Below are 22,908 nucleotides of genomic sequence, written 5' to 3'. Positions count from 1 at the left end.
TTCAGAGCTTGCTGGCCAACAGCGCCATGACGCGGTCGATGTGCGCCTCGGTGTTGAGCAGGCCCGGTGACAGGCGAATGATCGGGCCGACATCGCGGTCGACGGCATCGCAGACCACGCGCTGGTCCATCAGGAAATTGGCGACTTCTTCGCAGTCGCGGTTCTTGATCCGGAAGAACGTGAAGCCGGCGGAATACTCGGGCGACAACGGCGTGACGAGCTCCACCGACGGATGCTCCTGCAAGCGCTTTTTCAGGTAGCTGTTGATTTCATGGATGCGCGCCTGAACCTCGGCCTTGCCCAGGTCCAGATGCAACTTGAAGGCTTCGGTCAGCGCCCAGCGGTGTTCAAACGAGTGATAGCCGCCGTAGGTCATAACGGTCGAAAACGTGGTTGCTTCGGAGAACGTCGGGATGGTCGGCGTGAGGTCCTTCATGTCATCGGAGCGCGCGCAGATGATCCCGGTGCCCCGTGGGCCGAACATCCATTTGTGGGTGCCGGCAATGAAGTAGTCGCAATGCATGTCCGGGAAATCGAGGTTTTCCACGCCGAAACCGTGGACGCCATCGACCACATAAAGGATGCGATCCTTTTCCTGGCGGTCGCGGTTTTTCTCGGCGACCAGTTTGCCGATCTCGCCGATGGGCAGCTTCACACCGCTGCCGGAGTGCACCCAGGTCATGCCGAGCACGCGAGTCTCAGGGCGAATGTTGCGGGCAATCGAGGCCAGTATTTCTTTCGTCGAGACCTTGTACGGGTCTTCGAACAATTTGATTTTACGGACCTTGGTTCCGTCCTTTTGCGTACGGAATTCAAACACGCTGTTGGCGGCGTAGTGCTCATGTTCGCTGGTCAGGATTTCCTGATCCGGACGCACGTGAATGCCGGCATAAATCATCGCCAGGCCTTCGGTGGTGCTGCCGGTCAGGGCGATCTGCGAAGGCTTGGCTTTCAAGTAGCGGCCGGCCCACACGCGCACGTCTTCTTCACGGCGTTCGGTTTCGCCGCGATGCCAGTCCATCGCCAGGCCGGGGTTGCGGTCGAGGTTGGCGCGGTGCATCTCGATGGCTTCGCGCACGGGACGAGGGTGCGAGGTCACCAGGAAGTTGGCGAAATGCAGGTAATCGGGATCCTGATTGAACAGCTGGCGAAACTGCGCCCATTTGTCTTTGGGCAGCGGCGCCGGCGTGGCGGCCACTGCCGGCAGGCTGACCGCGGAACCCAGGGGAATGGCGGCCGCGACAATGCCGGCCTGCTTGAGGAATGTACGACGGTTGGTCATGAATTCGGTTCGCTTGGCAAAGTGAATGTCAGTGTTTGGCGACGGGCCTGGAGGACTTCTGCACCTGATCCCAGACGCGCAGGAAATTGCCGCCCCAGAGCTTGGCGATGTCGGCCTCGCTGTAACCGCGGCTGATCAGTTCGGCGGTCACGTTGCGTGCCTCGCTGACGTCTTTCCAGCCGTTCAGGCCGCCACCGTCGTTGAAGTCGGAGCTGATGCCGACGTGATCGATGCCGATTTTTTTCACGGCGTAGTCGATGGCGTCGCCGTAATCCTTGAGGGTGGCCTTGGGTTCTTCATCGACAATGCCGTAGAGCTGACTGGCGTATTCGCCGAAACGCTGTTCCGACCACACGGTGATCACCGGGTCGCCCGGCATCAGCGCCATCTCCAGGCCTTGCAGCGGTTGCAGGTCGAAACGCGCACGCAGGGCGTTGAGTTTGTCCTGGGTGCCCTGGCTCAGCGGCTTGATGTAGGTCGGGAAGCCGACGATCTGCACCACGCCGCCGCTGTTCTTGATCAGCTGCATTTCGCTGTCGCTGAGGTTGCGCGGGATGTCCACCAGCGCCCGTGGCGCCGAGTGCGAGGCGACCATCGGTGCGCGGCTCAATTGGCTGACTTGCTCAAGCGCTTTGGTCGACATTTGCGACACATCGATGATGACCCCGAGGTCGTTCAGGCGATGCACCGCTTGTTTGCCCAGCTCTGACAGGCCGCCCAGCGCATCACGGGAATCATTGAAAAACGGCAGCGGCCGGGACGAATCGGCCCAGGCGTTGTTGCCCACGTAACTGAAACCGAACATGCGCATTCCGCGCGCGGCCCACTTATCCAGGGCGTTGACGTCGTTGCCCAGCGGGTAGGCGTTGAGCATGCTGATGAACACGGCGAACTTGCCTTCGCCGTGCAGGCGTCGGAAATCGTCCGGGGTGTAGGCAATGGCCACCTGATTGGGGAAGTCGCGCACCAGGGTGGTGATGATTTTGTAGCGGGTCTCCTGCTCGTGACGGGCTTCGTCGATGAACCCGGCGGTCGGGCGGTGCGGGGCGTTGTCGCCGTTCCAGATTTCGGGCCAGCCGAAAATGGTCAGCGCCGCGCCGGACAGGCGACCACGCGCTGTCTTGACCAGGTCGAACTGGCCGCTGCCGTCCTTGTCGGCCTCGTTTTCGGCGGTGCCGAAATCCATGGGCACGGTGATGTGGCTGTCGAACGAGAGGATGCGTTCTTGCAGTTCATCGGCCTGTTTCATCACCGCGACCGGGTAGCCGGGGTTGTCGTTGAGCCAGTAATCCCAGGCCGCAAACCCTGCCGCGCCAGCGATGGCCAGCGCCAGGGGCAGGCCAATGAAAAGAGCCTTTTTCGAACGAGGTTTTGTCATTGCCATCTCAGTCAGGTTCGCCGTCGAGGGTGCAGGCGCGGGGGCCTTTGCTATCTGGGAAGAACGAGTGGCCGAGTGGGAAATTTAGTGCGGCTGAAGGCCTCTTCGCGGGCAAGTCGGATCGCCGCACCGCTCGCTCCTACAGGTCAACGCACAACCCCTGTAGGAGCGAGGCTTGCCCGCGAAGCTCTTAAATTTGTCGATGCAACAAACGTTCTAGCTTGGATAAAGCCTGCTCCATGGCTGACACAGGTAGGGCAATGACGATTTCTCGACGATGGTTCCTGGCGGGTCTGGCACTGACCGGCGCCGCCCTGCCTGCGGCGTATTACGGGCATCGCGAACTGACAAAACCGGACCCGACCATTACCCCCGGCGAAGCGTCATTCGACGTCGCGGATGTGGCCGGTCAGCGTTTGGCCAACACCTTGCAGGGCGTCTGGGACATTCGCTTCGAGGGGCGTGACGCGGGGCTCGACGGCTTGCCTCGCGAGGGCTTGCAACTGCTGCTCGACGTCGGTCACAAGGGTCGGGGGCTCAACGGTTTTCTCGATACTTTCGAGGCGCTGCGTGCCGCACCGCCACCGCGCTATCGCGTCCTCGGCGATCTGGCGGGCGTAGACAACAAAGAGCTGAGCTGGCGCCTGATCGATTCCCGATCCCCAACGGGGACGCCGGACTACGAATTCACCTTCAAGCTGGACGAGGTCTGGGCCGCGTTCGGCAATGCCGGCAGCGGCACTTTGAGTGGGCGTGTACTGCGCCTGGATCGTCCGTTGGCCTTGACCACCCAGGACAACCGTTTCGTCGCAGTCAAACAGGTGTTCCCTGAAGCACGCGAGCGCACGGGCCTGGGCCCGGCGTTGCTGGCGTGGCTGATTTCGCCCGAGCACCGCTTGTTCCATCAGCTCTGGCACGCCTCCCGCGACAAATGGCACACCTTGTCCGAAGACAAGCGCAACGCCTTGCGCGGCATCGGCTGGCAGCCGGGGCTTCGAGACAAGGAGCGCGATGCGCGCGGACCGCGCAAGGACCGCAATGGCTCGGGCATCGACTTTTTCTTCATGCACCGGCACATGCTCGGCACCGCGCGCTCCCTGCAAGACTTGCCGTCGTGGCAGCAATTTCCGTTGCCGCAACCGGAACTGGTGCGTGATCGCCAGGCCTTTGCCCGTTACTTCGACAACCACGACGGCACCGCTTTGCCGCCGGCCTGGCGCGCCGAAGACGATGACGAATACTCGCAGTGGGTGGCCGATCTCAAGACCGCCGAGACCTACCACAGCAATTTTCAGGTCTGGGAGTCGCGATACCGTGACCCGCGTTACTTGTCGAAATTGACCTTGGGGCAGTTCGGTTCCGAGGTTGAACTCGGGCTGCATGACTGGCTGCACATGCGCTGGGCGTCGGTGCCCCGTGATCCGTCCAATGGCCAGCCTGTGCCGTTCGCGCGGGACACCGCGGACTTTTCCGCCCGTTGGTTCGCGGCGGAAAACGACTTTCTTGGCGACCCGTTTTCCTCCCATGTGAACCCGGTGTTCTGGCATTTCCATGGCTGGATCGATGACCGTCTCGAAGACTGGTTCCGTGCGCACGAGCGCTTTCATCCGGGGGAAGTCCGTCGGCTGGAGGTCAATGGTGTGCCGTGGTTTGCGCCCGGTCGCTGGGTCGAGATCGACGATCCGTGGCTCGGCCCGAGCACCCATGGCTGCAACACCACACCGGGGTTGCAGGCGGGCAAGTCGGTGGAAATGGACCCGGAAACCATGAAACTGGCGCTGCGGATTACCTTTGGTGAAGACGAGAAAAAGTTGGAAGACCTGTTCCGCAAGGTGCCGCAACGGCCTTGGTATGCGCGGAATTTGAAGGCTAAACAGAGTCCGGTTTGATTACCGCGTTATCGTTCTTCGCGGGCAAGTCGAATCGTCGCACCGCTCGCTCCTACAGGATTCAGGTGTGCCGCATGATTGGGGCATGACACTTAACCTGTAGGGGCGAGCGGTGCGACGATTCGACTTGCCCGCGAAGGGGCCATCGCTATCAATACAATCACAACACCTGCCACCCACCCCCAAGCGCCTTGTACAACGCAACACTCGCCTGCAACCTCGCCAACCGCAGCTGCACATTCAAATCCTGCGCGGCATACAGCGTGCGTTGGGTCTCCAGCACCGTCAGCAAATCCTCGGCCCCGGCCTGATAGCGGCTTTGCGCAATGTCGAAAGCCGTTTGCGCCTGATTCAATTCTTCACTTTGCCATTGGCGCTGGGCGTCCAGTCCGCGAATGCCGGTCAGGGCTTTTTCCACGTCGGCAAAGCCGTTGATGATCGCGCCACGGTAGGTTTCCAGCAGCTCTTCCTGGCGCGCCGTGGCCTTGTCGCGTTCGGCGCCCAGGCGACCATTGTTGAAAATCGGCGCGACCAATCCGGCGGTGAGGTTGTAGAACGGGCTGCGCAGCACATCGTTGAAGGTGTCGGCGCCAGAACCGATCTGGGCACTCAATGTCACGGTGGGCAGCATTTTCGCCCGGGCCACGGTCACATCGGCGCGTGCGGCTGCCAGCTGCGCTTCGGCGCGAGCGATGTCCGGGCGACGGTTGAGCAAATCGCTGGGCACACCCGCACCGATGACCGGCCAACTGAGTTGGTCGAAGCGCTGATCGTCGAGCTTCAATGCCTGAACCGGACGGCCGAGGAGGGCGGCGAGGGTGATCCGCGCTTCTTCGGCTTGTTGCTGCACCAGCGGCAACTGCCGTTGTTGCGCGGCCACCAGGCTTTTTTGCTGGGCCAGTTCCAGTGCCGTGGCAGAGCCTGAATCGAAGCGGGTTTGTACCAGGTTCAAAACCTTCTGCGCGTTCGCCAGATTGAGCTGCGCGATACGGTGCTGTTCCTGCAATGACAACGCTTGCGCGTAGGTGCTGGCAACCGCACTGAGCAGCGTCAACTCAACCGTGTCGCGATCGAACTCACTGGCTTGCAGGCCGAATTGCGCACTGTCGCGAGAGGCGCGCTGGCCGCCCCAGAAATCGATTTCATAACTGGCGCTGAGGCTGGCGTCGAAGTAATCCACCGCCTTGTTGCTGTTGTCGGCGTCCAGTTGGCTGTAGCCGTTGCCGCGCATCAGCTTCTGGCGATTGGCGTTCCCCGCGGCCTTCACTTCCGGCAACAGCGAACCGCCGGCGATCACGGTGGTGGCCTGGACCTGGCGAACCCGGGCCAGTGCGGCCGCCAGGTCATAACTGCCGACGCGGGCCTGTTCAATCAGTTGATCGAGCTGCGGGCTGCCAAAGTGCGTCCACCACTGGGCGTTCTGCATCAAGGCGTTTTCATGGTGTGCCGACTGCCAGGAGGGCGGCGGCTGCAGGCCACTGTCCGGGCGCGAGTCCGGGTTGGCGCACGCGCTGAGCAACACGCAGAGGGTCAACAGGCTGAGTGGCGCTTTCATAGATCGATCATTCACTGGTAAGGGCCGTGACCGGGTCGAGCCGGGCAGCTTTGCGGGCCGGCATGAAGCCGAAGACAACACCGGTGACCAGGGCGCAGCCGAAGGCACCGAGTACCGCTATCAAAGAGAACGCGACGGCCACTTCGCTGAGAATCAGCACGCCGCCGACGATCAGCGCCAGGGCAATGCCGGCGAGGCCGCCGACCACCGAGAGCATCACCGCTTCGGTGAGGAACTGCCGCAGGATGTCGCGCTGACGGGCGCCGGTGGCCATGCGGATGCCGATCTCGCGGGTGCGTTCGCGCACGGTCATGAGCATGATGTTCATCACGCCAATCCCGCCCACCAACAGCGAAATCGCGGCGATCGAACCGAGCATCAGCGACAGGGTATTTTGCGTGCGCGCCTCGGCCTGAATCATCGCTGCGTTGTTGGTCAGTTCGAAATCCTTTTTGCCGTCGTGCAGGCGCAACATCAACTGCTCGATGGCGATTTCCGTCTCTTTGACCTTGCGCGCATCGGCCGCCGCGATGGCCACGTATTCGGGGTTGTGGGTGCCGAACAACCGCACACTCGCGGCGGAATAGGGGATGGCGATGCGGTCGTCGCTGTCGCTGTCGCCGGAGCTGGCACCTTTTTCCGCGAGCACGCCGACCACCTGGAAGGGCACGTTTTCGATCAGGATGTACTGGCCGATGGGGTTGGCCACGTCCTTGAGCAATTTGGTCCGCACCTTGTGCCCGATCACCGCGACGGCCGCCGCGTTGCGTTCATCGTCCTGGGTGAAATAGCTGCCTTCCACCACCGGCCAATTGAAGATCGCCGGGAAGTTGGTGTCGTTGCCGCCGACGTAGCTCAAGTGGTCGAGGTTGCCGAAGCGCACCCCGGCCTCCTGGCCGTTGACCGGCATGATGCGCGTCACCTGCGGCAGGCTGCCGACCGCCGCGACGTCATCGAGGGTGATGATGCCCAGCGGTGTTCGCGGGTTCGGTGCCGAGCCGCTGAGGTAAATGATGTTCGAGCCGAACGCGCCCATCTGCGCCATCACCTGACGCTTGCTGCCTTCGCCGACGGCGAGCATCACCACCACCGACGCGACGCCGATGATGATCCCGAGCAGGGTCAGCGCGGTGCGAAACTTGTTGATCCACATCACCCGCCAGGCCGCGTGCACGGCGTCCACCAGTTCGCCTTTCCAGGCCCCCGTGGCCTCGGCGCCTTCGCTCAGGCGCTTGCGCAAATCCACGGCTTGCAGGGCGCCGGGGTTGGCCGAGGTTTGTACGTCGGGGTTGTCGTGGGCGCTGTCGCTGATGATCAGCCCGTCGCGGATTTCGATGATGCGTTTGGCCCGGGCCGCGACTTCGCGGTCGTGGGTGATGAGGATCACCACGTGGCCCTGGCTCGCCAGTTCATCCAGTAGCGTCATCACCTCGGCACCGCTGTGGCTGTCGAGGGCGCCGGTGGGTTCGTCGGCGAGGATGATGTGGCCGCCGTTCATCAAGGCGCGAGCGATGGATACGCGTTGTTGCTGGCCGCCGGAGAGTTGGTGCGGGCGGTTGCCGGTGCGTGAGGCGAGGCCGAGGCGGTCGAGCAGGGCGGCAGCGCGGGCATGGCGTTCGGCGGCCGGGGTGCCTGCGTAGATCGCCGGCATCTCGACATTTTCCTGGGCTGAGCCGGACGGAATCAGGTGATAGCCCTGGAACACAAAACCAAAGGCTTCGCGGCGCAGCCAGGCCAGCTCATCGCTGTCGAGCCCGGCGACGTTCTCCCCGGCGAAGCGGTACTCGCCGGACGTCGGGCGGTCGAGGCAGCCGAGGATGTTCATCAGCGTCGACTTGCCGGAACCGGACGCGCCAACAATCGCCACGAACTCCCCGGCATGGATCGACAGGTCGATGCCGCGCAACACGTGAACTTCAGGTGAATCGCCGCCGCCGTAGGATTTGCGGATGTCCTGCAGGTCGATCAGGGGCGTCTGCATTCAGCCGCCACTCCCGTCGACCGGGCCGATCAACAGGTGATCGCCTTCCTGCAAGCCGTCGAGGATTTGCACCCGCAGGCGATCGCTGATGCCGGTGCGAACGTCGCGTTGCTCGATGCGGCCGTTTTTGGCGACGACCTGAGCGGTCTGGATGTTCGGTTGTGTGCCGCCTTGCAACGCAGCGATAGGCGCCGTGAGCACGTCTTTCGCCTGGTCGGACACGAAGAACACTTGTGTGGTCATTTCCGCCATCAGTGCGTTGTCGGCGTTATCGACGTCGAGCAGCACGGTGTACAGCACCACGCGAGCGCTGCCGCTTTTGCTCGAACTGGTCGGGCTGCCACCGCCTTGGCTGGTCTGGTCCAGAGGCTTGGGCGGCACCGGCAGGATTTGCCGCACGGTGCTGCTCCAGCGCCGCTTGCCACCGCTGAGGGTGGTGAACCAGGCCGTCATGCCGGGTTTGACGTGGCCGATGTCGGCTTCCGAGACTTCGGCCCAGACCGTCATCGGTGACAACTTGGCGATGCGCAGAATCAACGGTGTTTGCTGTTGCGCGTTGAGGGTCTGGCCGACCCGGGCGTCGAGTGCGACCACGGTGCCGGACATCGGCGCGTAAATGCGCGTGTAGCCGAGTTCGGCCTGATCGCTGCGCAGGCTGGCCTGGGCCTGGCGGATCTGCGCCTGGAACATGTCGATGCGTGCCTGGGTGGCGCGCAGTTCAGCCTGGGCAGTTTGCACGTCTTCTTCGCGGGTGGCGCCGCCGGCCTTGAGGTTCTGCTGGCGCTGGAACTTTTGCCGGGCCAGCTCGTGCTGTGCCCGTTGTTCCTCGAGTTGCGCCTTGAGGTTTTCCACGGAAAAACGCCCGGCGTCGAGTTTGGCCTGTTGCGTGGACGGATCGATCTCCACCAGCAACTGGCCTTCCTTGATCACGTCACCGACTTCCACATGGATCTTCTGGATCTGCCCGGACGCCTGCGCACCGACGTCCACGTAGCGTCGAGGTTGCAGGGTGCCCAGCGCCGTGACGCTGCTTTCGATGTCACCCCGACTGACTTGTACGGTGGCGAATTTGTCTCGGCCGGGCGGGATGACCTGCCAGGCAGCCACGGCGATAACGGGGATCAGACAAAGTGCTACAAGCAGGGCGCGTCGGGTGTGTCGGGGACGTTTCATGCAGGGTTCCGGCCAATGGATATCGGCCCGTCGTTCAGCCTGCGCACGAAATCCGGCAACAGTTGAACGCTGTCGGGAAGCCGACAGAGACGGGGAGCTGTCCTTTATACGAGGAAAGAGCCGAGGAATTTAGCTCTCGACACAACCCGACACAATCACATTGCGGGAGCGGCGGGGATCGTATTCACAACACAAAACTTTGTAGGAGCCGGCTTGCTGGCGATGGACGAAAGTGCGCCGCGTTGATTCAGGCAGAACGCGTTATCGTTAACGACCATCGCCAGCAAGCCGGCTCCTACAGGGGATCGGGTGCATAAAATAGCCGGTTGCAAGCAGGGAGTATTAAACAGATCGAAGACTATTTGTCGGGCAAGATGAAGCAATACTTTAAATCTATATGAGAATTACTATAAATTACGCACCTCGAACTGCCACTATCGTGCCACTGCCCATTTCGGCGGTCGTTGCGGTGGCTCAAGGAAAGAAACCGCACCCCTGCGGCCGGGAGTCATGGTTGGAAAACTACTATCGCGAGCTGGTGTGTTTCCTCAACGCCAAGCTGGGCAACCGTCAGGTGGCCGAAGATGTGGTGCATGACGCTTATGTGCGGGTTCTGGAACGCTCCAGCGACACGCCGATCGAGCAGCCCCGGGCATTCCTTTATCGCACCGCGCTCAACCTGGTGATCGACGACCATCGGCGCAATGCCTTGCGTCAGGTCGAATCGCTGGAAGTGCTCGACAACGAAGAACGCTATTTCACCCCGTCCCCGCACAACAGCCTCGACCACGGCCAACGCCTGGAAATGCTCCAGCGTGCCCTGGCGGAATTGCCACGGCTATGCCGCGAGAGTTTCCTGCTGCGCAAGATCGATGGCCTGTCGCACCCGGAAATCGCCGAACGCCTGGGGATTTCCCGGGCGCTGGTCGAGAAGCACATCGTCAATGCGATGAAGCATTGCCGCGTGCGGATGCGCCAGTGGGATGCCCACTGATCTTCTCCGCTGGGTAAAAAAACAATATTAAATTTTGTTTCATTGTCCTCGTTCCCTATCAACAGACGACCTGCTGTCCTGCTCAAGGCTGGTCAGGTCACTTAGGCTTACGCCCCACTGTTGAGGGGTTCATCCAGAGGACACTGGAAATGACACAGGCAATTGCATCGCCCATCGTTCACGACCTGATCGGCGTCGGTTTCGGCCCTTCGAACCTGGCGCTGGCCATCGCACTGCAAGAGCGCGGGCCGACCCAGGGCGAGCTGGATGTACTGTTTCTCGACAAGCAGGCGGACTATCGCTGGCACGGCAACACCCTGGTGACCCAGAGCGAATTGCAGATTTCCTTCCTCAAGGACCTGGTGACCCTGCGCAATCCGACCAGTCCGTATTCCTTCGTCAACTACCTCAAGCACCACGGTCGTCTGGTGGATTTCATCAACCTCGGCACCTTCTATCCGTGCCGCATGGAATACAACGACTACCTGTGCTGGGTCGCCGGGCAATTCGCCGAGCAGAGCCGTTACGGCGAAGAGGTGCTGACCATCGAGCCGGTGCTGCACAACCAGCAGGTCGAAGCGTTGCGCGTGATCTCCCGCGATACCCAAGGCCAGCAACACGTGCGCACCGCTCGTTCGGTGGTGGTCAGTGCTGGCGGAACACCGCGCATTCCCGAAGCGTTCAAGGCGCTGAAGGATGACGGTCGGGTGTTCCATCATTCGCAGTACCTGGCGCAGATGGCCAAGCAGCCGTGCGTGAACAATCAACCGATGAGCATCGCGATCATCGGCGGCGGGCAGAGCGCGGCGGAAGCCTTCATCGATTTGAACGACAGCTTCCCGTCGGTGCAGGTCGACATGATCCTGCGCGGCTCGGCGCTGAAACCGGCGGACGACAGCCCGTTCGTCAACGAAGTGTTCTCGCCGGAGTTCACCGACCTGGTGTTCCAGCAGGCGAGCAGCGAGCGCGAGCGTCTGGTCAACGAGTACCACAACACCAACTATTCGGTGGTGGACATTGACCTGATCGAACGCATCTACGGGATTTTCTATCGCCAGAAAGTCTCGGGTATCGCGCGTCATGCGTTCCGTACCCTGACCACTATTGAAAAAGCCACCGCCACCGAGCGCGGCATCGAACTGGCAGTGCGTAACAACGCCACCGGCGAAGTCACGGTTCGGCATTACGACGCGGTGGTACTGGCCACCGGTTACGAGCGCCAGATGCACCGCAAGCTGTTGGCACCGCTGGAACAGTATCTGGGCGATTTCGAGGTGGACCGCAACTACAAGCTGATCACCGACGAGCGCTGCAAGGCCGGCATTTATATGCAGGGCTTCTGCCAGGCGAGCCATGGTTTGAGCGACACCCTGTTGTCGATCCTGCCGATTCGCGCGGATGAGATTGCCGGGTCTTTGTATGAGCATGGCAAGCACCGTGGGCATGGCCGTTCGGTGGTGGACCTGCTGTTGGCGACTGCCAGCTAAATTCTGCGGCGTCTGTTCGGTCGCCATCGCCAGCAAGCCGGCTCCTACAGGGGAACGCGATCACCTGTAGGAGCCGGCTTGCTGGCGATGGCGGTCTGAACAACACCACAAAATTTTGAATCCTGAACCCTTCCTGAAGATCCCGGCAATTCCCCGACGACTTGCCAATGCATCGTTTACTCTCCAGAAATCGGGGCGTAAGCTTCGCGCGTTTTCATCAATAGCGGAGACCCACAGTGGGTACTTGTTCGAGTGACAGTAGTCGGCCGGTTTCGATAACCGGCAACAACCCGGCAAGATAACGCGCAACCTTTTGTGCCGTTGTCTCGCCTGATAGCGAGCAGCGGCATCCCGATCGCGGCCAGTCCTGGTCCGTGTCCCGACGTCCTCTCATCGACGCTGAACCGTGCGTGATGTTCGACTTTTTGTCGTCATCGCGGTGCACCGACACGCCTGCTGGAAGGTTTCCCGGCTGACCCTGGGGGAACTGCCATGAACCTGAACCTGCTCAAAGAATTCTTTGCCGGATTCCTGCGCACCCGTCACATCGCCCGACACTTCCGTCGCCTGGCGCTGCTGGAAACCTTCACCGACACCACGGTCAGCCGCGAGGTGCCGCCGACCTTGGCGCAAACCCTGGTGAGCGCCGCCAACAGCGACACCGGCCAACTGCTGCACAACCTCGGCAGCCACACCGACGGCCTGAGCGAAGCCGAAGCCGATGCACTGCGCGTGCAATTCGGCCTCAACGAAGTCGAGCACGAGCAACCGCTACCGTGGTGGACTCACTTGTGGCACTGCTACAAAAACCCGTTCAACCTGTTGCTGACATTGCTCGCGGTCATCTCGTGGCTGACCGAGGACATGAAAGCCGCCATCGTGATTTTCTCGATGGTGGTGCTCTCGACCTTGCTGCGCTTCTGGCAGGAAACCAAATCCAACCAGGCGGCCGACGCGCTCAAGGCGATGGTCAGCAACACCGCCACGGTGATGCGTCGCGATGCCCTGCGCACCGAAGTCCCCATCAAACAGCTGGTGCCGGGCGATCTGATCGTGCTCTCGGCCGGCGACATGATTCCCGCCGATTGCCGGGTGCTCAGCGCCAAGGACCTGTTCGTCAGCCAGGCGGCGATGACCGGCGAATCGATGCCGGTGGAAAAATTCCGCCACCAGCAGGACAGCGACACCAGCAATCCGCTGGACCTGGACAACATCCTGTTCATGGGCACCAACGTCGTGTCCGGCACGGCGATCGCGGTGATTCTGACCACGGGCAACAGCACCTATTTTGGCGCGCTGGCCCAGCGGGTCGGCGCCACCGATCGCGCGCCGACGTCGTTCCAGACCGGGGTCAACAAAGTCAGCTGGTTGCTGATCCGCTTCATGTTCGTGATGGCGCCGCTGGTGCTGTTCATCAATGGGTTCACCAAAGGCGACTGGACCGAAGCGCTGCTGTTCGCACTGTCGATTGCCGTGGGCCTGACCCCGGAAATGCTGCCGATGATCGTCACCTCGACGCTGGCAAAAGGTGCGGTGTTCCTGTCGCGCAAAAAAGTCATCGTCAAGCGCCTCGATGCGATCCAGAACTTCGGCGCCATGGACGTGCTGTGCACGGACAAGACCGGCACCCTGACCCAGGACAAAATCTTTCTGGCGCGCAACGTCGACGTCTGGGGCAACGACTCCGACGACGTGCTGGAAATGGCCTACCTCAACAGCTACTACCAGACCGGCCTGAAAAACCTGCTGGACGTGGCGGTGCTCGAACACGTCGAAATCCACCGCGAACTGAAAGTCGGCACGGCGTTTCACAAAGTCGACGAGATCCCGTTCGACTTCACCCGGCGGCGCATGTCGGTGGTGGTTGCCGAGCGTGGTCAACCGCATCTGTTGATCTGCAAAGGTGCGGTGGAAGAGGTGCTGGCGGTGTGCACGCGGGTGCGTCACGGCGAACGCGATGAAGCACTGAGCGATGAACTGCTGGCGCGGATTCGTCAGGTCACCGCCTCGTTCAATGCCGAGGGGCTGCGGGTGGTGGCGGTTGCCGCGCGGCCGATGATCGAGGGGCGCGAGACTTACAGCCTGGCGGATGAGCAGGCCCTGACGCTGATCGGCTACGTGGCGTTTCTCGATCCACCGAAGGAAAGCACCGCGCCGGCCTTGAAAGCGCTGGCCGCGCATGGCGTGGCGGTGAAAGTGCTGACCGGCGACAACGAACTGGTGACCGCGAAAATCTGCCGCGAAGTCGGCCTGGAGCAGCAAGGCCTGTTGATGGGCAACGACATCGAGCGCATGACCGACGCCGAACTGGCGGTGGCCGTGGAGACCACCAACGTCTTCGCCAAACTGACGCCGTCGCACAAGGAACGCATCGTCCGACTGCTCAAAGGCAACGGCCACGTGGTCGGGTTCATGGGCGATGGCATCAACGACGCCCCTGCGCTGCGCACCGCCGACATCGGCATTTCGGTGGACAGCGCCGTGGACATCGCCAAGGAAGCGGCGGACATCATCCTGCTGGAAAAAAGCCTGATGGTCCTGGAGGAGGGCGTGCTGGAAGGGCGGCGGACCTTCGCCAACATGCTCAAGTACATCAAGATGACCGCGAGCTCGAACTTCGGCAACGTGTTCTCGGTGCTGGTGGCCAGCGCGTTCATCCCGTTCCTGCCGATGCTGCCGATGCACCTGCTGGTGCAGAACCTGCTCTATGACATTTCGCAGATCGCCATTCCGTTCGATAACGTCGACGAAGAAATGCTCAAGCAACCGCAACGCTGGCAACCGGCGGATGTCGGGCGTTTCATGCTGTTCTTTGGCCCGATCAGTTCGATCTTCGACATCACGACGTTTGCCTTGATGTGGTACGTGTTCGACGCCAATACCCCGGACCACCAGACCCTGTTCCAGTCCGGCTGGTTCGTGGTCGGGCTGCTGACCCAGACGCTGATCGTGCACATGATTCGCACACCGAAGATTCCGTTCCTGCAAAGCCGCGCCGCCATGCCGCTGCTGGTGATGACCGGAATCATCATGGCCGTGGGGATTTTCCTGCCGATGGGGCCCTTGGCGCACTACTTCAAATTGCAGGCGCTGCCGTCGCTGTACTTTGTGTTTTTGCCGGTGATTCTGCTGGCGTACATGGCGCTCACCCAGGCGGTGAAGGGCTTCTACATCCGCCGGTTTGGCTGGCAGTAATGCTGCCAGATGTAGGAGCGAGCGGTGCGGCGATCCGACTTGCCCGCGAAGGGCGCGCCTCATTTCCAAAGCAAACCGCGTCATCGTTCTTCGCGGGCAAGCCTTGCTCCTACAAGGAATTGAATACAAGGCTGAAGATTCAGGAAAACATTCATGCAAGCACTCAACAACATCAACCTGACCTCCCTGGTCGACACCCTGGTCAGCCTCAGCGCGGCCTTCATCCTCGGTGGCCTGATCGGCTTCGAGCGCCAATACCGCCAACGCACCGCCGGCCTGCGCACCAACGTGCTGGTCGCGGTGGGGGCGGCGATTTTCGTCGACATGGCCAATCGCCTCGGCGGGGCCGAAGGCGCGGTGCGGGTGGTCGCCTACGTGGTTTCCGGCATCGGCTTCCTCGGTGCCGGGGTGATCATGCGCGAAGAGGGCAACGTGCGTGGCCTCAACACCGCGGCAACGCTGTGGGCTTCGGCGGCGGTCGGTGCCTGCGCAGGGGCCGATCTGGTCCTGGAGGCCTTGCTCGGCACGCTGTTCGTACTGGCGGCCAATACCTTGCTGCGGCCGATCGTCAACAACATCAACCGTCAGCCGCTGGATGTGATTTCGGCTGAAGTTACCAACATCGTTTACGTGATCGCCCGCCGTTCACAACAAAAAGCCGTGCTGGCGCTGCTGGAAGCGGAACTTGAGCGCAGCAATTACCCGGCGAGCGATGTTGATGTACACGCGTTCGGCGCAGATGAAATCGAGGTGGAGGCGACCCTCGCGACGACGTCCGTGGACGGCGACGAGCTGGATGCGCTGGTGGCGCGGATTTCGACATCGACGCTGGTGGTGCAGGCGTTCTGGAGTCCGAGTACGACGGAATAGCGTTGAATCCCCTCTGACAACGGAATAAATGTCTCGGGTTTTAGGAATAGTCCTACAGAAAGCTCGTTGGCTCTTCCGTAGCCTTGCGGCCTCACGAATCTGAAACCCTCCTGGGGGCCCCGGTTGCCGAACAAAGCGTTACGTATCCTGATTGCCGACGAGCAGCATTTTCAGCGGATGAGAATCGAGCGCCTGTTCAACCAGCTCGATTATTACCGCGTGGCCCCCGTGCAAAACCTTGCCGAACTGTTGACCCTGACCGAGTACGGCGGCGTGCCTTTCGACCTGGTGGTCATCAATGCCGCGCTGGCGGACGGGGCCCTGGACCTGCGCAACTTCTTCCTCGACCACCCACAGGTTCACCACGCCTTGATCTATGACGGGCCGCCGACCCCGGCTTGCGGGCAGCAAAAGGTTCAGGTGAGTGATGCTGCGTTACCCGATCTGGCGTGCATTCAACGGCTGATGGCGACCGTTGATCCACAGCTACCGTTCGTCGGTACTGTCATTTCTGTCAGGTAGTCGGGCGCGTGTTTCCGTGCAAGAGTCTTCGCGCAGCTGCTGCGTGTAGCCGGGGGCTGCCCCATGGGCATTCATTACCCAATCGTCTTGTATCTGCACAGGGAGTTGCCATGAAGTCAGCGGTAATAGCAGACGATCATCCGGTGGTGTGCACTGCAGTCGCGATGCTGCTTACACAGCTGGGATTCAAACTGATTCATAAGGTATCCAACGGCAACGAGGTCTTTTCAGCGATCCGTAAGCATCAACCCGATCTGGTGGTGCTGGATCTGATGATGCCCCGTCTCGGCGGGCTGGAAGTGTTGGCCCGCATTCAGGCCAGTGACGAGCGTTGTCGAGTACTGGTTTTCACCGGGCAAGATCCAAGGTTTTATCAGGACCGCTGCATGCGTGCCAGCGCCAGGGCTTATGTTTCCAAGGCCAACGACTTGAAGCATTTGCACGAGGCAGTGCTGGCGGTGATGGCCGGTTACACCTATTTCGCCAAGTTGCCGTCGAGTTCGGTGTCGTTGAGCACAATGCAACTCAGCGAGATGGAGAGGATCGACAAGCTCTCCGACCGTGAACTGACCATATTCCGGTACCTGGCCGAGGGATTAAGCAACAAGGAAATCGCCAAACTCTTGAACCTGAGCCACAAGACCATCAGCACCTACAAAACCCGTTTGACGGAAAAACTCAATGTGGAGTCCAAGGTTCACTTGAGAGAGACCGCCCAGCGTAACGGTCTGATTTGAGTGAGTACCTCTCGGCAATTGCGTTGGCTGATATCCCTCGTACTCCCGGTCTGTTTGTGGGTATCGACTGCCTATGCCCAACCGCAATCACTGACCCTGCTCGGACGCTCCAGCGTCGACGGCTACGACGTCAAACTGTCGGATGCCGATTCGCGTGTACTGCGCCAGAAAGGCCGGCTGGTGCTGGCCGTCTCGGCGCCGGATTATCCGCCCTTCGACATCACCACCACCGGCACCGACTACGAAGGGCTGACGGCTGACTATGCCGGGCTGCTCAAACAGCTATTGAACGTTGAGATCGATGTTCACCGCTATGCATCGCGGGACGAGGCGGTGCGTGCGATCAAGGAAGGGGCGGCTGACCTGTTGGGAACGGCCAACCGTTATGAGGTCGAGGATCCACAACTGCGGATGTCCAGTGCCTATGCCGATGATCAACCGGTGCTGGTCACGCGCACCGATTCATCCCTGCCACTGGACCCGGACCTTGCCGGTAAACGGCTGGCGATGCTGTACCACTATTTGCCCGAGCAACAAGTGCAGGCTTTTTATCCCAAGGCGAATGTGCAGCTGTTCCCTTCAACGCTGGGCGCGGTGGGCGCCGTTGCGTTTGGTCAGTCGGACGCCTATCTGGGGGACGCCATCAGCGTCAATCACCTGATCAGCAAAAATTACCTCAACAACGTTCAACTGGCGGATTTTTCCCGTATGGAATCCGGGCGTTTCGCGTTTGCGATGAACCTCGACAACCTCCAGTTGCAACGTATCGTCAACCGGGCGCTGGCGGCGATCCCGACCAATGAACGAATGAATATCCTGCGGCGATGGGGCGGCAGCGGGGCTTCCATTGCCGGTACGCAAGCCCTGCACTTCAGTGTCGCCGAGCAACGCTGGCTCAATAATCATCCACGCGTGCGAGTGGCGATCAACCAAAACCTCATGCCGATTTCCTTCGTCGATGACGGGGGCAATTACCGGGGCATCAGCATCGATGTGCTGGCGAAAATCAGTTTACGTACAGGTTTGAAATTCGACATTCAGCCAACCCGGTCAGTGGCCGAATTGTTCGAGTGGATCAGGAGCGGTCATGTTGACGTGGTCGCCGGGATCAGCCCCAGCATTGAGCGTGAAACAGAACTGCGATTTACCCGGCCGTTTCTGACCAGCCCGAATGTGCTGGTGACCCGCATTGCATCCGACAGCCCGCGGACACTGGATGAGATGGCGGGCAAAAAACTGGCCATCACCCAGGGTAACAGTGCCGGGGAATTCATTCGCCAGCATTTCCCGCAGGTCGAACTGGTCACTGCGCCGTTGACCGCGGACGGGATGGAAATGGTCGCCCAGGGCAGGACGGACGGCGCCATCAACTCGTTGATCGGTGCCCGGATCATGATTTCCCGGCAATACCGCGACCGCCTGCAAGTGACCAGCACCGTCGGCACCGATCCGGCCCGCAGCACCCTGGCGACCGGTCGCGAGGCCGTTGAGCTGCATTCGATCCTGGACAAGGCACTGCTGAGTATCTCCCCTGAAGAAATCGATGAAATGACCGGTTATTGGCGCAATGACCTGATGGTTGAACAGAGCTTCTGGCTGCGTCACCGGCAGGACATTCTCCAGGCCTTTGTCGGTGCCGGCGCCTTGCTGTTGCTGGCGCTGGCGTGGATCGCCTGGCAGCGCCGGCAGATCCGCCTGCGTCAGCAATTGCTCAGTCAACTGCAGGACGCCAAGGACGCGGCGGATGAGGCGAACCGTGCCAAGACCACGTTTCTGGCGACCATGAGCCATGAGATCCGCACGCCGATGAATGCGCTGCTTGGCATGCTCGAACTGGCGCTGAAGCGAGCGGATGAAGGCGTCACCGACCGGTCGGCCATCGAGGTGGCGGCCAATGCCGGGCAACAATTGCTGGCGTTGATTGGCGACATTCTGGACATCGCCCGCATCGAGTCCGGGCATTTGTCCCTGACGCCGGAACGGGCCAACCTGCGCACGCTGGTCGAATCGGTGTGCCGGGTATTTGAAGGCCTGGCCCGGCAGAAGAACCTGGAGTGGCGCGTCGACTTGGGCGAGCACAGCGAAGCCGACGTGTTGATCGACCCCACGCGTTTCAAGCAGGTGCTGTCCAATCTGCTGAGCAACGCGATCAAGTTCACCGAAGAAGGTGAAGTGCGCCTGACGCTGCGGGTCGAGCCCCGTGCAGTCGGGCAACTGGCGGTCTCGGTGCGCATTGAAGACACCGGCATCGGTATCAGCGAAATCGATCGGCAGCGACTGTTCAGCCCGTTTGTGCAGGCGCAAAACAGCCAGCAAACAGGTCGAAACGGCTCAGGTCTGGGGTTGGTGATCAGCAGCACGTTGTGCGAAATGATGGGCGGTCAATTGCAGCTTGCCAGCGTGTTGGGGAAGGGCACGCGGATTGATGTCTGCCTGGATCTGCCCGCGTTGCAACCGTTGCCGTCCAGCGAGTCACCCGACCGTGAGGAACAGGCGCAGACCCGGCCGCTGACCATTCTGGTGGTCGATGATTACCCGGCCAATCGATTGCTGCTCTCACGGCAGTTGAGCTACCTGGGCCACCGGGTGATGGACGCCGAGGATGGCCAGCAAGGTCTTGATCGATGGCGCGAATATGAATTTGATGTGCTGATTACCGACTGCAACATGCCGGTGCTCAGCGGTTATGAGTTGGCCGGGGCCATCCGCGATGAAGAGCGGACTCAGGGATTGCAACCGATCCTGATTCTGGGGTTGACCGCCAATGCGCAGCCCGAGGAGAAGGCCCGTTGCCTGGAAGCGGGGATGGACGACTGCCTGTTCAAGCCGATCCGCCTGGCGGATCTGGGCGCCTGGTTGGCGTCCAGGTTTGCCGATGGCGCGGTGCCGCCCCTCGAAATCGAAACACCCTCAACCGCCGACATCGACTTGAGCGGTCTGGAGCGTTACGTCGGCGAGGACTACGAGCTGATCAATCAACTGTTGAGTGACCTGGCCGCGACCAATCGCACGGATCGGGACGAGTTGCTCAAGGCCCACGCCAGTGGCGAACAGCATGCCCTGCGTAAGTTGGCGCACCGCATCAAGGGCGGGGCGCTGATGGTGCGGGCGGTCAGTCTGATCGAATGCTGCGAGGACCTCGAGCGTGCCTGCGGTGATGGCAGTCCAGAGCTGATCGACAAAGCCGTCGATCAGCTGGCTAAGACCATGAGGCGCCTCGACGAACAGCTGGCGCGAGGCTGACGCTTAATCCCAGTTCGGCGCGATGCCTTTGGGGCTGGTCAGGCGGTGGGCGCGTTCAAGGCCGGCGATCAGTGCCATGTCGGCGTCGCTCAGGGTCAGGGCGCAGGCCTTGAGGTTGCTTTCCAGGTTGGCGCGTTTGGTGGATGACGGGATCACCGCGTAACCCGATTGCATGGCCCAGGCCAGGGTGACTTGCGCAGGCGTTGCTTGCAGGCGCTCGGCAATCTGCTGGATGACCGGGTCTTTCAGCACTTCGCCGTAGGCCAGGGTCATGTAGGAGGTGATCTGGATGTCCTGGTTCTGCGCGAACTCGACGACCTTGCGGTTTTGCAGGTACGGGTGCAATTCGATCTGGTTGGTGGCGATGTGCTCGGCACCGATGGCGGCGATGGCTTGCTTCATCAGGTCGACGGTGAAGTTGGAGACGCCGATCTGCCGGGTCAATCCGAGTTTTTTGGCTTCGAGCAACGCGCCCATGAATTCTTCGACCGGCACCTGGTTTTCCGGCGATGGCCAGTGGATCAGTGTCAGGTCGAGGTAGTCGGTCTGCAGTTTTTGCAGGCTCTCTTTGAGGCTGTCGATCAAGCGGTCCTTGGCGAAGTTGGCGACCCAGATCTTGCTGGTGATGAACAGTTCTTCACGGGCAATGCCGCTGGCTGCGATGGCCTCGCCGACCTCGGCTTCGTTCTCGTAGATTTGCGCGGTATCGATGGCGCGGTAGCCCAGTTCCAGGCCAGTGCTCACCGAATCAATGACCACCTGGCCTTGCAAGCGAAACGTACCAAGACCGAATGCGGGAATAGACATCAATGACTCCAGGGGTTGCAGTGGGAATGGGCACGAGTATCCGTGCCTGCATCCTTGAGAAAAACCGCTGGATGGGCAAAGCAATGTTTACCGCAAGTCATGAATCGTAAGGCAAGAGGATTCGCGGTGTTGCAACGGACGCCTTCGCGGGCAAGCCTCGCTCCTACAGGGGGCACACTGTTTCTGTAGGAGCGAGGCTTGCCCGCGAAGGCAACGACTCGGTCTAAAACCTTACCCCCGAGCCTCAAGAATCATGCAGGTGGTCGACCCCGTCGCATACAACCGCCCATCCACATCATAAATCCGCCCCTCGGCCAGCGCCGTCGAACGCCCCAGGTGCACAATCTTGCCCTCGGCCCGCACCGGTCCGCTGGCGCCGGTCAGCGCGCGGACATAACTGATGCGCAGATCCAGCGTCGTATACCCTTGGCCCTTTTTCAGCTGCGTATGAATCGCGCAGCCCATGCACGAATCCAGCAAGGTCGCCGCATAACCGCCATGCACGCTGCCCAGCGGGTTGTAATGCCGGGCGTCCGGCGTGCCCTGGAAGATGAACAGCCCGGCCGACCATTCGATAGGGATGAAGTCCATCAGCGTGCCAATCGGCGGCGAAGGCAGTTCACCGTTGCCGATGCCCTCGAAGAACTCGGCCGGCGACAGCGCGCTGACTTCCGCCAGCGACAGGCTGCCGGGCCCGGCCAGACGTGCGCGCATGGCGTCTTCCTGAACGATCCATTGGGCGAGGGTGGCTTCTCGGTTGGGGCTTTGCATGTTCAGTGTCCTCGGACGGGCGCAGATATTATGGTTGTAATCTGCGCTGATATTATGTCCGAAATAAAAACTCCGCCAGCCCCGCGTGTCGCGTTCCTCAAGCAATATCGGAGTAGCTGAATTCCTCACCGAGAAAGTCAATCAACGTCCGCACCGACGGCAGTAACCCACGGCGAGAGGGGAAGATCGCATGGACGATCCCGCACTTGGGCGCCCAGCCTGGCACCAGTTCGACGAGGCGTCCGGCGGCAATGTCATCGCGCACCACCACGCTGGGCAGGTGCGCGACGCCAATCCCCGCGAGCACCGCGTGGCGCAGGGCCAGCAAGTCATCGGTGACCATGCGTGGCGCGTGTCGAATCAGCGCGCTGGCGCCGTTCGCGCCGAATAATTCCCACTGATATTCACGCTGCGCCGCGCCCCAGTGCACGCTGGGCAAACCGCTGAGGTCGGCCGGGGAGGCGGGCGTCGACAAGCGTTCGGCAAAGGCCGGGCTGCCCACCAGGCTTTGGGTGCTGTTGCCCAGCACCTTCATCACCATATCGGTGTTCTCCAGCGGCGGAAAGCGTACGCGCAGGGCGATGTCGAATCCCTCGTGGATCAGGTCGACCCGGCGGTTGGTGCTCTCGATGAACAACTCCACCAACGGGTATTTGAGCATGTAGCGGGTCAGCATCGGCCCGACCCAGGAATTGAGCAACGCGGTCGGGCAACTGATGCGCACCAGGCCCTGGGGTTCGGAGCGGTTGCGCTCGATCAGTTCGGCGGCGCTTTCCGCTTCCACGCGCATGGCCAGGCAACGCTGGTAATACGCCTGGCCGATTTCGGTCAGCGAACAATGCCGGCTGGTGCGGTGCAACAGACGTACACCGAGGCGCTCTTCGAGCTCGGCGATGCGTCGGCTGAGCTTCGATTTGGGCATGTCCAGCGCCCGCCCGGCCGCAGCGAAACCCTGATGTTCCACCACTTGGGTGAAGTAGTAGAGGGTGTTGAGGTCTTCCACCATCGTTCTCCATATAGAACG

General features: G+C 61.2%; 16 protein-coding genes. 8 read left to right on the top strand and 8 right to left on the bottom strand.

The features are described from left to right. Position 1 precedes the first annotated feature (1 nt). Positions 2–1,282: a pyoverdine-tailoring periplasmic protein PvdN gene (pvdN, locus tag K5R88_RS12000; RefSeq protein WP_226300013.1), complete on the bottom strand. Its 1,281-nt coding sequence runs from the start codon at positions 1,280–1,282 to the stop codon at positions 2–4. 28 nt (positions 1,283–1,310) lie between these two features. Continuing rightward, the gene (gene pvdM / locus K5R88_RS11995) at positions 1,311–2,660 is read right to left on the bottom strand and encodes a pyoverdine-tailoring dipeptidase-like protein PvdM (RefSeq protein WP_008039979.1); all 1,350 of its coding nucleotides are present in this window, start codon (positions 2,658–2,660) and stop codon (positions 1,311–1,313) included. A 260-nt stretch (positions 2,661–2,920) separates the two neighbouring features. On the opposite strand from pvdM, the gene pvdP reads away from it, so the two are divergent. Next, positions 2,921–4,549, top strand: coding sequence for a pyoverdine maturation tyrosinase PvdP (gene pvdP / locus K5R88_RS11990; protein WP_226300012.1), 1,629 nt, complete (start codon positions 2,921–2,923; stop codon positions 4,547–4,549). Positions 4,550–4,709: 160 nt separating this feature from the next. Here the strand turns inward: pvdP and K5R88_RS11985 are convergent, their stop codons facing one another. Genes K5R88_RS11985 through K5R88_RS11975 form a run of 3 tightly spaced genes read right to left on the bottom strand, consistent with a single transcriptional unit; the run spans position 4,710 to position 9,258 of the window. After that, entirely contained in the window at positions 4,710–6,104 is a 1,395-nt protein-coding gene (locus K5R88_RS11985; protein WP_226300011.1) for an efflux transporter outer membrane subunit, read from the bottom strand. A 7-nt stretch (positions 6,105–6,111) separates the two neighbouring features. After that, positions 6,112–8,085 (bottom strand): MacB family efflux pump subunit, encoded by a 1,974-nt coding sequence (locus tag K5R88_RS11980; protein WP_226300010.1) that lies wholly within the window; start codon positions 8,083–8,085, stop codon positions 6,112–6,114. Further along, positions 8,086–9,258 (bottom strand): efflux RND transporter periplasmic adaptor subunit, encoded by a 1,173-nt coding sequence (locus K5R88_RS11975; RefSeq protein ID WP_223554101.1) that lies wholly within the window; start codon positions 9,256–9,258, stop codon positions 8,086–8,088. Between the two features lie 514 nt (positions 9,259–9,772). Between K5R88_RS11975 and K5R88_RS11970 the strand changes: the two genes are divergently transcribed. From K5R88_RS11970 to K5R88_RS11940, 7 genes are all read left to right on the top strand, one after another. Further along, positions 9,773–10,252 carry a sigma-70 family RNA polymerase sigma factor gene (locus tag K5R88_RS11970; protein WP_008032335.1) on the top strand — a complete coding sequence of 160 codons (480 nt, stop codon included), beginning with the start codon at positions 9,773–9,775 and terminating at the stop codon, positions 10,250–10,252. A gap of 149 nt (positions 10,253–10,401) precedes the next feature. Continuing rightward, positions 10,402–11,739: a lysine N(6)-hydroxylase/L-ornithine N(5)-oxygenase family protein gene (locus tag K5R88_RS11965; protein WP_223414209.1), complete on the top strand. Its 1,338-nt coding sequence runs from the start codon at positions 10,402–10,404 to the stop codon at positions 11,737–11,739. A gap of 492 nt (positions 11,740–12,231) precedes the next feature. Next, positions 12,232–14,934 (top strand): magnesium-translocating P-type ATPase, encoded by a 2,703-nt coding sequence (gene mgtA / locus K5R88_RS11960; RefSeq protein ID WP_207286034.1) that lies wholly within the window; start codon positions 12,232–12,234, stop codon positions 14,932–14,934. A 153-nt stretch (positions 14,935–15,087) separates the two neighbouring features. After that, positions 15,088–15,804: an MgtC/SapB family protein gene (locus K5R88_RS11955; RefSeq protein WP_008032341.1), complete on the top strand. Its 717-nt coding sequence runs from the start codon at positions 15,088–15,090 to the stop codon at positions 15,802–15,804. A 123-nt stretch (positions 15,805–15,927) separates the two neighbouring features. Continuing rightward, complete coding sequence (locus K5R88_RS11950; protein ID WP_226300009.1) at positions 15,928–16,326, top strand: chemotaxis protein CheY; 399 nt, start codon at positions 15,928–15,930, stop codon at positions 16,324–16,326. A gap of 110 nt (positions 16,327–16,436) precedes the next feature. Further along, a complete protein-coding gene (locus tag K5R88_RS11945; protein WP_008039990.1) occupies positions 16,437–17,063 on the top strand; it encodes a response regulator transcription factor in 627 nt (208 codons plus the stop codon). Further along, positions 17,064–20,306 (top strand): transporter substrate-binding domain-containing protein, encoded by a 3,243-nt coding sequence (locus tag K5R88_RS11940; RefSeq protein ID WP_226300008.1) that lies wholly within the window; start codon positions 17,064–17,066, stop codon positions 20,304–20,306. It begins immediately after the preceding gene. A 3-nt stretch (positions 20,307–20,309) separates the two neighbouring features. Here K5R88_RS11940 and dkgB read toward each other — a convergent pair whose 3' ends face one another. The 3 genes from dkgB to K5R88_RS11925 all read right to left on the bottom strand — a co-directional run bounded on the left by dkgB (position 20,310) and on the right by K5R88_RS11925 (position 22,890). Continuing rightward, positions 20,310–21,113: a 2,5-didehydrogluconate reductase DkgB gene (dkgB, locus tag K5R88_RS11935; protein WP_207286037.1), complete on the bottom strand. Its 804-nt coding sequence runs from the start codon at positions 21,111–21,113 to the stop codon at positions 20,310–20,312. A 231-nt stretch (positions 21,114–21,344) separates the two neighbouring features. Beyond that, positions 21,345–21,884 (bottom strand): PaaI family thioesterase, encoded by a 540-nt coding sequence (locus K5R88_RS11930; protein ID WP_008032351.1) that lies wholly within the window; start codon positions 21,882–21,884, stop codon positions 21,345–21,347. A 97-nt stretch (positions 21,885–21,981) separates the two neighbouring features. After that, the gene (locus K5R88_RS11925; protein ID WP_226300007.1) at positions 21,982–22,890 is read right to left on the bottom strand and encodes a LysR substrate-binding domain-containing protein; all 909 of its coding nucleotides are present in this window, start codon (positions 22,888–22,890) and stop codon (positions 21,982–21,984) included. Positions 22,891–22,908: the final 18 nt, after the last annotated feature.

The sequence above is a fragment of the Pseudomonas sp. MM213 genome (assembly GCF_020423045.1).
Lineage (GTDB): Bacteria > Pseudomonadota > Gammaproteobacteria > Pseudomonadales > Pseudomonadaceae > Aquipseudomonas > Aquipseudomonas migulae.
This window is presented reverse-complemented; position numbering and strand designations above follow the sequence as displayed.

Bases quoted from the DNA above. Each gene is read 5' to 3' on its own strand.
- pvdN (WP_226300013.1), bottom strand. From the start codon at position 1,282: ATGACCAACCGTCGTACATTCCTCAAGCAGGCCGGCATTGTCGCGGCC.
- pvdM (WP_008039979.1), bottom strand. From the start codon at position 2,660: ATGACAAAACCTCGTTCGAAAAAGGCTCTTTTCATTGGCCTGCCCCTG.
- pvdP (WP_226300012.1), top strand. From the start codon at position 2,921: ATGACGATTTCTCGACGATGGTTCCTGGCGGGTCTGGCACTGACCGGC.
- K5R88_RS11985 (WP_226300011.1), bottom strand. From the start codon at position 6,104: ATGAAAGCGCCACTCAGCCTGTTGACCCTCTGCGTGTTGCTCAGCGCG.
- K5R88_RS11980 (WP_226300010.1), bottom strand. From the start codon at position 8,085: ATGCAGACGCCCCTGATCGACCTGCAGGACATCCGCAAATCCTACGGC.
- K5R88_RS11975 (WP_223554101.1), bottom strand. From the start codon at position 9,258: ATGAAACGTCCCCGACACACCCGACGCGCCCTGCTTGTAGCACTTTGT.
- K5R88_RS11965 (WP_223414209.1), top strand. From the start codon at position 10,402: ATGACACAGGCAATTGCATCGCCCATCGTTCACGACCTGATCGGCGTC.
- mgtA (WP_207286034.1), top strand. From the start codon at position 12,232: ATGAACCTGAACCTGCTCAAAGAATTCTTTGCCGGATTCCTGCGCACC.
- K5R88_RS11955 (WP_008032341.1), top strand. From the start codon at position 15,088: ATGCAAGCACTCAACAACATCAACCTGACCTCCCTGGTCGACACCCTG.
- K5R88_RS11945 (WP_008039990.1), top strand. From the start codon at position 16,437: ATGAAGTCAGCGGTAATAGCAGACGATCATCCGGTGGTGTGCACTGCA.
- dkgB (WP_207286037.1), bottom strand. From the start codon at position 21,113: ATGTCTATTCCCGCATTCGGTCTTGGTACGTTTCGCTTGCAAGGCCAG.
- K5R88_RS11930 (WP_008032351.1), bottom strand. From the start codon at position 21,884: ATGCAAAGCCCCAACCGAGAAGCCACCCTCGCCCAATGGATCGTTCAG.
- K5R88_RS11925 (WP_226300007.1), bottom strand. From the start codon at position 22,890: ATGGTGGAAGACCTCAACACCCTCTACTACTTCACCCAAGTGGTGGAA.